This is a genomic window from Mycolicibacterium smegmatis (genome assembly GCF_001457595.1).
GTDB classification, from domain to species: Bacteria; Actinomycetota; Actinomycetes; order Mycobacteriales; family Mycobacteriaceae; genus Mycobacterium; species Mycobacterium smegmatis.
In genome coordinates this window covers 6906762-6918916 of sequence record NZ_LN831039.1, presented here as the reverse complement: position 1 = coordinate 6918916, position 12155 = coordinate 6906762, and the positions used below count along the sequence as shown (strand labels likewise).

At 68.0% G+C, this 12155-nt stretch carries 10 protein-coding genes and 1 pseudogene; 4 read left to right on the top strand and 7 right to left on the bottom strand.

Features of this window, described 5'->3' with window-relative positions:
- Nucleotides 1-30: 30 nt before the first annotated feature.
- Nucleotides 31-1533 (top strand): aldehyde dehydrogenase, encoded by a 1503-nt coding sequence (locus AT701_RS33600; protein WP_058127449.1) that lies wholly within the window; start codon nucleotides 31-33, stop codon nucleotides 1531-1533.
- Between the two features lie 2 nt (nucleotides 1534-1535).
- The gene (locus tag AT701_RS33595) at nucleotides 1536-2240 is read left to right on the top strand and encodes an enoyl-CoA hydratase/isomerase family protein (RefSeq protein ID WP_058127448.1); all 705 of its coding nucleotides are present in this window, start codon (nucleotides 1536-1538) and stop codon (nucleotides 2238-2240) included.
- Between the two features lie 24 nt (nucleotides 2241-2264).
- On the opposite strand, the gene AT701_RS33590 is transcribed toward AT701_RS33595, so the two are convergent.
- The 3 genes from AT701_RS33590 to AT701_RS33580 form a co-directional block, all read right to left on the bottom strand.
- Nucleotides 2265-3137, bottom strand: coding sequence for a serine hydrolase domain-containing protein (locus AT701_RS33590; protein ID WP_233031933.1), 873 nt, complete (start codon nucleotides 3135-3137; stop codon nucleotides 2265-2267).
- Between the two features lie 173 nt (nucleotides 3138-3310).
- Nucleotides 3311-4438: a mandelate racemase/muconate lactonizing enzyme family protein gene (locus AT701_RS33585; RefSeq protein ID WP_058127446.1), complete on the bottom strand. Its 1128-nt coding sequence runs from the start codon at nucleotides 4436-4438 to the stop codon at nucleotides 3311-3313.
- Nucleotides 4435-5259, bottom strand: a complete 825-nt coding sequence (locus tag AT701_RS33580; protein ID WP_011731602.1) for a creatininase family protein — start codon at nucleotides 5257-5259, stop codon at nucleotides 4435-4437. The genes AT701_RS33585 and AT701_RS33580 overlap by 4 nt, the downstream gene beginning before the upstream one ends.
- Before the next feature lie 32 nt (nucleotides 5260-5291).
- Between AT701_RS33580 and AT701_RS33575 the strand changes: the two genes are divergently transcribed.
- Nucleotides 5292-6254 (top strand): ROK family protein, encoded by a 963-nt coding sequence (locus AT701_RS33575; protein WP_058127445.1) that lies wholly within the window; start codon nucleotides 5292-5294, stop codon nucleotides 6252-6254.
- A gap of 8 nt (nucleotides 6255-6262) precedes the next feature.
- On the opposite strand, the pseudogene AT701_RS36160 reads toward AT701_RS33575, so the two are convergent.
- The 4 genes and pseudogenes from AT701_RS36160 to AT701_RS33550 form a co-directional block, all read right to left on the bottom strand.
- Nucleotides 6263-7902, bottom strand: a pseudogene (locus tag AT701_RS36160) (ABC transporter ATP-binding protein).
- Entirely contained in the window at nucleotides 7902-8702 is an 801-nt protein-coding gene (locus AT701_RS33560) for an ABC transporter permease (RefSeq protein ID WP_003898290.1), read from the bottom strand. Before AT701_RS33560 ends, AT701_RS36160 begins: the two are co-directional and overlap by 1 nt.
- Before the next feature lie 23 nt (nucleotides 8703-8725).
- A complete protein-coding gene (locus AT701_RS33555; protein WP_223495968.1) occupies nucleotides 8726-9712 on the bottom strand; it encodes an ABC transporter permease in 987 nt (328 codons plus the stop codon).
- 4 nt (nucleotides 9713-9716) lie between these two features.
- Nucleotides 9717-11192 (bottom strand): ABC transporter substrate-binding protein, encoded by a 1476-nt coding sequence (locus tag AT701_RS33550; protein ID WP_011731599.1) that lies wholly within the window; start codon nucleotides 11190-11192, stop codon nucleotides 9717-9719.
- A gap of 137 nt (nucleotides 11193-11329) precedes the next feature.
- On the opposite strand from AT701_RS33550, the gene AT701_RS33545 reads away from it, so the two are divergent.
- Entirely contained in the window at nucleotides 11330-12019 is a 690-nt protein-coding gene (locus AT701_RS33545) for an IclR family transcriptional regulator (RefSeq protein ID WP_036454126.1), read from the top strand.
- Nucleotides 12020-12155: the final 136 nt, after the last annotated feature.

Here is a 12155-nt window from a genome sequence, read left to right as displayed (position 1 = left end):
GACTCGGCTTTTATCAAGAGGAACACATCAATGACCACTGATCAGATCACCGTCGAGCAGCTTCTCGTCAACGGCCGGCGGGTCGACGGCCACGGCGAGGTACTCGACGTCATCAACCCGGCGACCGGGCAGGTTTTCGCGAGGTGTCACTGCGGTGACGCCGCGGATATCGATGCTGCCGTCGAGAACGCCCAGGCGGCGTTCACATCCGGTGTCTGGCGGGACGCCCCGATCCACCACCGTGCGAAGGTGATGAACAAGTTCGCCGACCTCCTCGAAGCGAACATGGAGGAGTTGTACCGGCTTGAGACGCTGAACAACGGCAGGCCGATCACCGAGACCAAGGCGCAGATCACCCGGTTGCCGGAGTGGTACCGGTACAACGCGGCGCTGCTGCTGGCCGACCGGACGTCGGTGGTCCCCATGTCGGGCCCGTACCACTCCTACACCAGCCGGATGCCGCTGGGCGTGGTCGGAATCCTGTCGTCGTTCAACCATCCGCTGATGATCGCCTCGAAGAGCCTGGCGCCGGCGCTGGCCACCGGCAACAGCGTGGTGCTCAAGCCTTCCGAGCAGACCCCGCTCACCGCGTTGGTGGTCGGTCAGCTGGCACTGGAGGCCGGGATCCCGCCGGGCGTGCTGAACGTGGTGCCGGGCCTGGGCCCGGATGCCGGTGCCCGGCTGGTCGAACATCCGCTGGTCAAGAAGGCGGTGTTCACCGGCGGCACCGAACCGGGACGGTCGATCGCGGTGGCCACCGCGCGCCGATTCGCCAAGGCCACACTCGAACTCGGCGGCAAGTCACCGGTCGTGGTGTTCGACGACATGGACGTCGACGTCGCCGCGCGCGGCGCCGCCTTCGGTGGGTTCATCGGTGCCGGGCAGACTTGCATCGCCGGGACCCGGTTGATCGTGCAGTCGACCATCTATCAGCAGTTCGTCGACGCGCTGGTGGCGCAGGCCGAGGCGATCCGCATCGGTGATCCCGCGCTGGCCGAAACTCAACTGGGACCGGTGATCTCGGAACGGGCGCGACAGCGCATCCTGAACTACGTCGCGATCGGGGTTGAGGAGGGCGCGACGGTGGCCACCGGCGGCGCGGCCGCCGAGGTTGCCGGAATGGACGGTTTCTTCGTCAAACCCACAGTGCTCAGCAACGTCACCAATGACATGCGGGTGGCGCGCGAGGAGATCTTCGGCCCGGTGCTCGTGGTGATCCCGTTCGAGGACGAGGACGACGCGGTTCGCATTGCCAACGATTCCGATTACGGCCTGGGCTCGTCGATCTGGACGCGCGATGTCGCGCGGGCGCACCGAGTGGCATCCCGTTTCGAACAGGGCATCGTGTGGGTGAACGACCACCACCGCCTCGACCCCTGCTCACCGTGGGGTGGTGTCCGCGAGAGCGGCCAGGGCCGTGAAGGTGGGTGGGAATCCTTCCACGACTTCACCAATGTTCGGAGCGTGACGATCCGAACGGATTCCACTGATGTCGACTGGTACGCCGGTGTCGGCCAGGAAAGGCTCAACTGACAATGACTTCCCTTGTCTCGTACACACTGACCGACGGCATCCTCACGATCACCTTTCCCGTCTCCGATGAGGGGTTGCTCTCCCTGGACGCCTGCGACGAACTCGCCGAGCTGATCCTCGCTCCGCCTGCAGAGGCGAGAGTGCTGGTGCTCGCGTCGATGGGTGAGCAGTTCTGCACGGGCCGGGACCGCACCGCGGCCACCGTCGACGAGTTGCCCCGTGAGGTCGATCGGCTGGTGGCGGTGAATCACGCGCTGCGCCACAGCAGGCTTGTGTCGATCGCCCGAGTGCACGGCGATGCCGCAGGATTCGGCGTGGGTCTGGCGGCGCTGTGTGACTTCGCCATCGCCACACCGGAGGCGAAGTTCTCGTTCCCCGAGGTGGAGATCGGGTTGGCCCCGGTACTGGTGCTGGCCTGGCTGCCGCAGCTGGTGGGCCGCCGCCAGGCCATGCGGTTGACGGCGACCGGCGCGAGTGTCGACGCCGGCGAAGCGGTCGCCCTCGGGCTGGTGACCCAGGTCGCCGAGGCCGCTGAGCTGGATGCACAGATCACCGAGTTGGCCGATGGCCTCCGCAAGCGCAGCCCGCGGGTGCTGGCCGAGATTCGTGACTTCCTGCGGGTGACGGATCAGGCGACGGAGACCCAGGCCACGGAACTGGCCCGCTCCCGTCTGGTGGTGGGCTCATTGCGGAGAGGTCGCGACTAGCCGGGCGCGGTCAGGTGGCCGACGTCAGAGGCTCGCCAGTGCGAAGCCAATGTTGTTCACCGCCCGGCGGACCCGGCTGATCGCCGTGTTCTCTCGGTTGGGGTGGATGCGGTTGGTGAGCAGCACGACGTAGCTGCCGCGGTCCGGGTCGATCCAGAGCGACGTCCCGGTGAATCCTGTGTGGCCGTAGCCGTCCGGGCCTATCAGGTCGCCCGCTATCGCGTCGACGGCATCGACACCTTGCCAGCCCAGCGTGCGCCGCAGCGGCAGGTGGTCGGTGCGTGGCGTGATCATCGCGGCGTACCCGGCCGGCGTCAGCACTCGGCCGTGGGCGCCCCATCCTTGCGCGCACAGTGTCCGCCCGAGTGCTTCCATGTCCACCAATGTCGCGAACATGCCGGCGTGGCCGGCCGGCGCACCGAGCACCACCGCGTTCTCGTCGTGCACCTCACCGCGGACCAGGTGGCCGCGCCACGGATCGTCTTCGGTTGCGACGGCGAGTTCGGTTGGTGGCGAGGCGAATCCGGCGTCCACCATGCCCGCGGGCCGGGTGACCCGTTCGGCCACCAGCTGGTCGAGCGGCATCCCGGCGGCGGATTCCGCAATCAGTCCGAGCAGGATGAAGCCCGGTGAGCTGTAGGAGACCTGCGCTCCCGGCGGACCCAGCAGCGGTAGCCGGCGGATCGCGGTGAGCAGCTCGTCGCGGGTTCGGTTCCACTGGTAGAGCGGCTGCCGGCCTGGGATGCCGGAGGTGTGGGTGAGCAGGTTCGCGACCCTGATACGGGCCTTGTCGGTGTCCGCGTAGTCCGGCAGGTGCTCGGCGATGGTGTCGTCGAGTGTCAGCACGCCGTCCTCGATGAGTGACATCACCGCGATCGCGACGATCGGTTTGGTCATTGAAGCGAGGTCCCACCGGCTGTCCTCGGTCACCGCGGTAGCCGGTGGATCCCAGGCTGTCGTGCCGAGGAGGCCCCGGCACAGGGTTGTCGTGGCGGTGCCGACCGACCAGCCGGCGGCAGAGAAGACGCGGCGTCGACGAGCTGCGGTGAGCAACTCCTCGATCGTCGACGTCACTTGACCAGGTCGCCTTCGCGCGCGTTGAGCGCGGCATAGTGGGCGAGCTTGTCCTCATCCACGACCACGCCGAGGCCGGGGCCGTCGGGCACCGAGAGCCGCCCGTTATGCAGTGGAATCGGATCGATGATGTCGTCGTCGTGCAGGTAGTACATGCTGTCGATGGCCCGGTTCAGCACGGGTGTGGAGGCGACCACGGCCAGGTGTGCGGCGGTTGCGATGCCCAGCTCGCCGCCACTGTGCAGGTTCATGCCCAACCCGAACGTCGAGCAGTGCGCGGCCAGGTCCTTGGTGGCCTTGATGCCGCCCCACTTGTAGACGTCGCCGTGGATGACGTCGACCGCACGGAGTCGCATCGCCGGTGCGAAGTCCTCGAACGTGACCACACACATGTTGGTGCACAACGGGATCCGGATCTTCTCTCGCACTCGGGCCATCCCGTCAATCCCCCAGCACGGGTCCTCGAGGTACTCCAGGTCGAGCTCCTCCATACGCAGCCCGGCCCGGATCGACTCGGGCACGCTCCACGCGGCGTTGGGGTCGACACGCAGTTCCACGTCCGGCAGCACTGCCCGCAGTGCCCGCATGATCTTCACGTCGCCGTCGACGTCCTTGGTGCCCTTGAGTTTGACCGCCGTGAAGCCGCCGATGGCGACGACCTTCGCGGCGTGCTCGGCCAACGCCACAGGCAGGTCGGCGGGCGGAGCGTCCGGTGCGTCGGCGCGGGTGATCAGCGCGGTGATCGGCACGGTGTCGCGGACGCGGCCACCGATCAGGTCGGTCAGCGGGCGGCCGGTGATCTTGCCCATCAGGTCCCAGCAGGCGACGTCGAGACCGGCGAGCGCGGCGTAGCCGATGTAACCGTAGAAGAACGGCACCATCGTGTGGGTGGCGTGGAACTCCTCGAGCGCGAACGGGCTCTTGCCGATCAGAGAGGAGGAGAGCTGCTCGGTGAGCCGGGCCACCGGAGAACCCCACATGGTCTCGCCCCAGCCGACGTGACCGTCGTCGGTGGTGACGCGGACGACGGTGCGGGTCTCGCCGGTCTTGGTCTCGAAGGAGCTGCGGAACGGGCTGGTCAGCGGCAGGTTGACGACGTGGACGTCGACGCCGGTGATGATCATGCCTGGGGACCTCTTTCGCGGTCGGTGGACGGGACGGAAGCAGCTGGGGGTGTGGCGGTGGCCCGGTCGAGGCTCTGCAGTGCGGCGACGAGGCCGGCGACGCGGCGGCCGAGCAGCAGCCGGCCGGTCTCCGCACTCGCCTCGCGCGCGTCATCGGTGGTGCCGCCGACGCGCGGCCACTCGCCGTGCCGCTCGACGGTGAGGCCGGGGGCCGGGCTGCGGTTGAACAGCGGTGGTGGGTCGGACGGTGTGAACGGTCGGTCGTCGGCGACGAGTTCGGGGTGAACTGCGAGCATCAACGACGTCTCGAACCAGCCCGCGTGCCCGGGGGTGCGGTCGGGCCGCTCGGTGGCTGCGGCCTCGGCGGTGGTCTGGGCGGTCAGTGTCCAGTAGGAGCAGGCCGCCGCGGTCCCCTCGGCGTGCAGGGAGTGTGCCTTCACCGCCAGTCGGACAAGCTCGTCGTTGCCGCCGTGCCCGTTGACGATGACGATCCGCCGGAACCCGGTCTGCGCCAATGAGTCGAGCACGTCGGCCAGCACGTCGGTCAGGGTGCCGGCCTGCAGGCTCACGGCGGCCGCGAACAGGTGGTGTGGGCTGTGTCCGAACGTCATCGTGGGGACTCGCACCCAGGTCGTGCGGTCGTCCTCCAGTTGCTGCAAGGCGCGGTCGCAGACCGCCTCTACCAGCAGGAAGTCGGTGCCCAGTGGCAGGTGGTCGCCGTGTTGCTCCACCGCACCGATCGGCAGTACGGCCACGGCTCCGTCGGTGGCCAGCGTGCGAACGGCCCCGCGGGTCAGAGATGCAAGTTGCCGCACGGTCATTCGGGGGACCTCTCTTCAGGCAGGATGAAGCGATGACCGACATCGTGGGCGCCAGCGCCGGGCGGCACCTGCAGGCGATCGGGCCCGAAGCACTGATCGGCAGTGTCGAACTGCTCGCCAGGTCGGTGCGGGTGGCGTTGGTGAGCCCCGCCGGTCAGATCGTGCGGCGCGCCGAGAAGGAGTTCCCTGTAACCGGTGATGCAGCGGTGCTGCGGGAGACGGTGCAGGACACCGTGTTTGGCTGTCTTCAGGACAGTCCGCTGTGCGGGGTCGGCGTCGCCAGTGCCGGTCTGGTCGACCACACAACCGGAGTGCTCCGCCGCATCGACGACCAGCCGGGGTTCAGTGGTTACCCGATTGCGGCCTCGCTTACCCGGCTGCTGGGTTGCCCGGTGTTCGTCGACCACCGCGCGCGGCTGCAGGTGCTGGGCGACCGCTGGTTCGGGCACGGTATCGGCCGGGCGTCGTTCGCATCGGTCGCCACCGGGGACACGCTCGGCTTGGGAATCTTGTTCGAGGGCAAGGTGATCGCGCCGCTCGGCGGGCGCAGCGGCGCGCACATCACCGTCGCGCTCGGCGGCCGTCGATGCTCGTGTGGCAATCTCGGCTGCTGGAAGACAATCGCAACATCGACGTGGCTGCGGCAGGAGGCGGCCACGCGCGGCCTGGGCCCGATCGACGGGGTCGGTGACCTGATCGCCGCGGCCCGCGGGGACACCGGCGCCCGACGGCTGATGACCGATTACGCCGACAACCTCGCGGTCGGACTGTCGTCGGTGCAGCACCTGCTCGCGCCGGGGCTCTACATCGTGCACGGTGACGCGGCCGCCGGCGGCGGCACGTTCCTGGGCCGCATCGAGGAACGGCTGCGGGCGGTCAGCGAGTGGGCCGACTTCGCCGAACGACCTCGCGTGGTGGCCGCCGATACCGCGGCCGACGACGTCGCGCTGCTGGGCGGCGCGGGTCTGGTGCTGTCCCGGTTGTCGGGCCAGTAGGGACGCCGTCACGCCACGTCCACCGTGCGGCGCCGGCGCGTGCGGCGCGGATCGGGTTCGAGTACCGCATCCAGCAGCGCCTGCGTGTAGGGGTCGGACGGATGGTCGAAAACTGTTGCGACCGGACCGAACTCGACCACCTTGCCGTACCGCATGACCGCCACCCGGTCGGCGAGCTTGCGCACCACCGCCAAGTTGTGCGAGACGAACACGTAGCTGAGGTGGAACTCGGCCTGTAGGGCCGACAGCAGGTCGAGCACCTGAGCCTGCACAGAGACGTCCAGCGCGCTGGTCGGCTCGTCGAGCACGATCACCTCCGGCCGCAGCGCCAGCGCCCGCGCGATAGAAATGCGTTGGCGCTGACCGCCGGAGAATTCGTGCGGATAGCGGGAGGCGATGTCGGCGTCCAGCCCGACGGCCGTGAGCAGCTCAGCGACCTGCTGCTCGCGATCGGTGCGTCCGGGTCGACCCCGCAGCCGTGGCTCGTGGGTGACCAACGGTTCGGCGACGATGTCGACGACGCGCATCCGCGGATTCATGCTCGAGAACGGGTCCTGCAGCACCACCTGCAGGTCGCGGCGTAGCGCGCGCAGCTCGGCGGAGGGCAGTGTGGCCAGGTCGCGGCCGTTCACCTCGACCCGACCGGACGTCGGCTCCAGCAAGCCGAGCATCATCCGGGCCAGGGTGGTCTTGCCGGAGCCCGATTCGCCGACCACCCCCAACGTCTCACCGGCCTGCAGCTGCAGCGAGACGTTGTCGACGGCGACCATCGGCGCGCGACCGCGGATCGGAAATTCCTTGCGCAGTTCGACGGTGCGCAGCAGCACTCGTGATTCGCTCATGCTGGACTCTCCTCACGAAGTCGGGGGGTGGCCGCCAGTAGCTGCCGTGTGTACGGGTGTTTGGGGCTGGTCAGGATCGACAAGACGTCGCCGTGCTCAACCACCTCGCCGGCCCGCATCACGAGGACGTCGTCGGCCATGTTGGCAACCACGCCGAGGTCGTGGGTGATCAACAAAAGCGCCATCTGCCTGTCCTGTTGCAGGCCGGCCAACACGTCGAGGATCTGAGCCTGCACGGTGACGTCCAGCGCAGTCGTGGGCTCGTCGGCGATCAGCAGCCGCGGGCCGGCGACCAGGGCCATCGCAATCATGGCCCGCTGTCGCAGGCCCCCGGAGAGCTCGTGCGGATACTGCGCCGCGCGGCGCTGGGGGTCGTCGATTCCTGCCGCCTCCAACGCGGCCACCACGTCTGCGTGGTAGCGGGCCGCGCGGCCGCCGCGGTGCCGGCACAGCACCTCGGCGATCTGGGCGCCAATGCGGCGCACCGGGTTAAGGCTGGACATCGGGTCCTGGAAGACCATCGCGATCTCGTCGCCGCGGATGCTGCGCAGCTCCTTTTGGGACAGCCGCAGCACGTCCCGGCCTTGATAGGAGATCAGCCCCGAAGGGTAGCGGGCGGGCGGTTCGGGGTTCAATCGCAGCACGCTGCTCGCGGTGGCGGACTTGCCGCTGCCGGATTCGCCGACGATCGCCAGCGTCCGGCCGGCCCGCACCTCGAACGACACGCCGCGCACGGCGTGCACGGTGCGGCCAGGCAATTCGAAGTCGACGCGAAGGTCGTCCACGGTCAGGATCGGTGCGCCCATCAGCGGTATGTCCTCGGGTCGACGGCGTCGCGGATCGCGTCGCCTGTGATGTTGATGGACAGCGCGGTCAGCATCAGAGCCAACCCGGGGAACACCGCGATCCACCACGAGGTCCCGAGGTAGAGCTGCCCGTCGGCCAGCATCGAGCCCCAGGTGGGGATGTCGGCCGGGACGCCCAACCCGAGGAAGCTCAACGCCGACTCGACAACGATCGCCGAGGCGACGTTCAGAGCTGCGATGGTGATCAGCGACGCGAGCACGTTGGGCAGCAGATGTCTGCGCATGATTGTGGCCGGGCCGACCCCGATCGCGCGGGCCTCCAGCACATAGTCGCGTTCGCGTAGTGAAAGCACGCTTGAGCGCGCCACCCGGGCGTAGGACACCCAGTTGGTGACTCCGAGCACGATGATCACCACCCACAGGCCGTTGCCGAGGAACGCAACCACGGCCAGTGCCAACAGGATCGCGGGGAACGCGAGCTGCACATCGGCCAACCGCATCAACACCCGGTCGGCCCAGCCGCCGCGGTATCCCGCGACGATGCCGACAAGGGCACCGATGGTGCCGGAGATCAGCGCGACGGCCAGGCCGACGAACAGCGAGATCCGGGCTCCGTAGATCAGCCGGCTCAGCACGTCGCGGCCGAGGTTGTCGGTGCCGAGCAGGTGCCCGCCGGTCCATTGCGGCGGACTCAGCCGGGTCAGAAGATCCTGCGCGTTGGGATCAAACGGTGACAGCACAGGCGCGAGCACCGCGCACAGCACCACCAGGGCGAGCACGACCAGAGCAAGCGGCGCCATCCGTGCCTTTAGGACGCGATGCATCATCGGCCGAGCCTCACTCTCGGGTCGAGCAACGTGTAGGACAGGTCGACCAGGAGGTTGACGACGACGAACACCAGCGCGAAGAACAGCACGGCGCCCTGAACCAGGGCGAAATCGCGATTGGAGATCGCCTCGACAGTGAGTCGGCCAATCCCCGGCCAGGAGAAAACCTGCTCGGTCAGGATCGCGCCGCCGAGTAGCGAGCCGAGCTCCAGACCGACCACGGTGACCACTGGCAGAGACGCGTTGCGCAGCCCGTGGCCGACAACGACCTGCCTGCGGCTGAGCCCCTTGGCCGTCGCAGTGCGGATGTAGTCGGCCGACAGCTCCTCGGCCAGCGAGGTGCGCAACACTCGGGCCACTACGGCGATCGAGTAGATGGCCAGCGTGATGGCAGGCAGCACCAGATGCGCGGCCCCGCCGTAGCCTGCCGCGGGCAGGACGCGCAGCCGGACAGCGAACAGCAGGATGAACAGGATGCCGATCCAGAACGCCGGCGTGGACTGGCCGATCAACACGATGCCGCTGATCACCGTGTCGGTGATCCGTCCGCGATGGGCGCTGGCCAGGATGCCGGCGGGTAAGGAGATCACCAGCGAGAGGACGAGCGCCGCGACGGCGAGCAGCGCAGTGGCCGGCAGCCGTTCGCCAATCAGCGACACGACGGGCTGGTCGAAGAAGATCGACTGACCGAGGTCGCCGTGCAGCATGCCGCTGAGGTAATGCAGGTACTGGACGAGCAGCGGCTGGTCCAGGCCTAGTTCGGCGGCCAGCTGCTCGGCCTGTTGCTGGGTCGCGTCTGGGGGGAGCAGTAGCGCCAGTGGATCACCGGACATCCGGACCAGCAGGAACGCGACGGTCGCGACGACGAACAGCACGATCAGGGCGGAGGCGACCTTGCCGAGGACTACGCGGCCCATGTTCAAGGCTCGGGTGCCGCCGGGGTGGCGCTGCGCGGCGGCGCGGATCGGGGCCGGGCCGGCCAACAGGTCAGTCATCGCGCGACGCGTTCTGCAGATCCAGGTCGCCGATCACATTGGGCGTCCAACGGACCTTGTCGTTGGAGATGACGATGGTGTCGGCCTGATAGAGGAACACGAAGGGGGCCTCCTTGTTGAACAGGTGCTGTAGGGCGCTGAACGCCTTTTGCCGGTCTTCCGGGAGGATCGAGTTCTCCTCGGCGTCGATGAGCTGATCGGCCTGCGGGTTCGACCAGCGGCTCTGCCGGCGGCCGGTGCGCACGTTCGATTGGATCGGGCTGGAGCCGTCGAGCGTCCAGCCGGTGCTCGCGGCCAGATACATCGGGCCGAGCGCCTTGCGGTTGTCGCTGGTCAGCCGTTGCGAGTACGTCGACGGGTCGAGCAGCGACACCTTGGTGTCAACGCCGGCCTTGGTGAGCAGGCCCGCGATGGCCTGCGCGGTCATCGCGTCGGTACTGGACGCGGTGAGCGTGGTGGACAGCCCCTGCGGGTGCCCGGCCTCGGCCAGGAGTCGCCGAGCCAGTTCGCGGTCCCGTCGGTACGGCGCGATTGCGGGATCGAACCCGAAAGACTCTCGCGGGATCATCGTCGGCACTTCACGGCCGTGCCCGTTGAGCGCGGCCTTGACCAACAGCGGAACGTCCATTGCGTGATTGAGCGCCCGACGCACCCGGACGTCGGCGAAGACCGGATCGGTGGTGTCGAGTGAGAGGTAGCTCATCCGTAGGCCGGGGTAGGAACGGACCTTCACGCCCTTGTAGCCCTCGAGTTGTAGCGCGGCGTCGGCGACCAGGCCAGTGACCAGATCCACCTCATCGCTCTGCAGCGCAGCCAAGGCCGAAGCGGGATTCTGGATGGTCTGTATCTCCAGCTCGTCGTAGCTCGGCCTGCTTGCCCAGTGGTTGTCGTAGGCCCGCATCTTGATGCCGACGCCGCGCTTCCAGCTGTCGAACCGGAACGGGCCGGTGCCGACGGGCGCGGCGGCGAACTTCTCGTCGCCGACGTCGGCCAGATACTTCGGCGGCACCATTACGCCGCCAAACAGTGAGAGCTTGGCCGGGATCACGGGGTCGGGGCTACTGAGCTCGAAGTCGACGGTGTATTGGTCGATCACCCGGACACCGGTCACGTAGCGCAACTCCACGATCGGCGACTGCGTCTTCGGGTCGAGCAACCGTTCGATGCTGTATTTGACCGTCTGGGCGTCGAACCGCTCGCCGTTGTGGAAGGTCACCCCACGGCGCAGCACGAATCGCCAGTGGTGGTCGTCGATTGCGGTCCAGCGGGTCGCAAGTCGGGGTACCAGCTGGTTGTTCATGTCGCGGGCAGTGAGCGTGTCGAACATGTTGATCAGCACGTTCATCGTCGTCATCGACCCTTGTTTCTGCGGGTCGAGCGTGGTCGGGTCGGAGGCCTGTGACACCCGGATTCGCCGCCCTGCGGCGGCAGGGGCGCTGGTGTCGCAGCCTGCGAGTAGTGCAGGCATGCCGAGCAACGGGACAGCTGCGGCGGCCGCGGTCAGTAGCCGTCGGCGGGTTAGCGGTGTGTGAGGGTTCAAGGGGGCGGCCCTTCGAATATGAAACGGCGGTTTCATCTGACGAAACGCTGCTACCATAACTCGCGATGGCGACGAATGACAGTGGAGCGGAGAATTCACCGCGAGCGGCAGCGGTGAAGGTGCTCGACGTGCTGGCCGCGTTGTCCGAACGTGGAGGGTGTCATCGCATCGTGGATCTCGCCGCTCGGACCGAATTGCCCAAGGCCACTGTCTATCGGCTGTTGCAACACCTCGTTTCTCAGGGGTTTGTGGTGGCCGAACCCGACAGCACCTACCGGATCGGCCCCCGGTTTCTCGGGATCGCGGCCGCGGCGCTCTCTGATGCGCCGTGGCGCAAGACCGTTGCGGCCGCGCTCGAGTCGCTGCGGACGGCGACGGGGCTCAGCGCGCACTTCGCCCAGCAGTACGGCGGCAATCTCGTAATCGTCGACGCGGTCGAGTCGCTGGATCCATTCGCCATCCCGGTCCGGCCCGGGTTGACGACTGCGATCGAGCAGACGGCACTCGGGCAGGCAATCGTCTCCACGTCCTCGGAGGCCGTGGTGTCCCAGGATCCGGCAAGGCAATTGCGCTGGGTGGCCGCCCCGGTTTTCCACCGCCGCGGAGAGGTGCTTGGCGCACTGGGTGTGGCCGGCACCGACTTCACGCTGGCCGATCAGGCGCTCGACCGGGTGCGCGCGGTGGTGCGGTCGGCCGCCGCCGACGCCTCGGCGGTTCTTACTGCGCCGTCCTTCGGACACCGGGGGACCGCCTGAATCACCCCTCGGCAGCGGGCTTTCCGACACATGGATGTAGTCACGCGGACGCCGGGCACGCTTGGAGGACGCAGAGCGTGGAGGAAAAACACTGCCCCCGCATGAAGATTGGTGAACCGAACCTGCCGGGTTGGCG

What these genes read in the sequence shown, in the direction of transcription:
- AT701_RS33585 (WP_058127446.1), bottom strand. Translation starts at nt 4,438, where the DNA reads ATGATCATCACCGGCGTCGACGTCCACGTCGTCAACCTGCCGCTGACC.
- AT701_RS33590 (WP_233031933.1), bottom strand. Translation starts at nt 3,137, where the DNA reads ATGACCAAACCGATCGTCGCGATCGCGGTGATGTCACTCATCGAGGAC.
- AT701_RS33575 (WP_058127445.1), top strand. Translation starts at nt 5,292, where the DNA reads ATGACCGACATCGTGGGCGCCAGCGCCGGGCGGCACCTGCAGGCGATC.
- AT701_RS33560 (WP_003898290.1), bottom strand. Translation starts at nt 8,702, where the DNA reads ATGGCGCCGCTTGCTCTGGTCGTGCTCGCCCTGGTGGTGCTGTGCGCG.
- AT701_RS33600 (WP_058127449.1), top strand. Translation starts at nt 31, where the DNA reads ATGACCACTGATCAGATCACCGTCGAGCAGCTTCTCGTCAACGGCCGG.
- AT701_RS33550 (WP_011731599.1), bottom strand. Translation starts at nt 11,192, where the DNA reads ATGCCTGCACTACTCGCAGGCTGCGACACCAGCGCCCCTGCCGCCGCA.
- AT701_RS33580 (WP_011731602.1), bottom strand. Translation starts at nt 5,259, where the DNA reads ATGACCGTGCGGCAACTTGCATCTCTGACCCGCGGGGCCGTTCGCACG.
- AT701_RS33545 (WP_036454126.1), top strand. Translation starts at nt 11,330, where the DNA reads ATGGCGACGAATGACAGTGGAGCGGAGAATTCACCGCGAGCGGCAGCG.
- AT701_RS33595 (WP_058127448.1), top strand. Translation starts at nt 1,536, where the DNA reads ATGACTTCCCTTGTCTCGTACACACTGACCGACGGCATCCTCACGATC.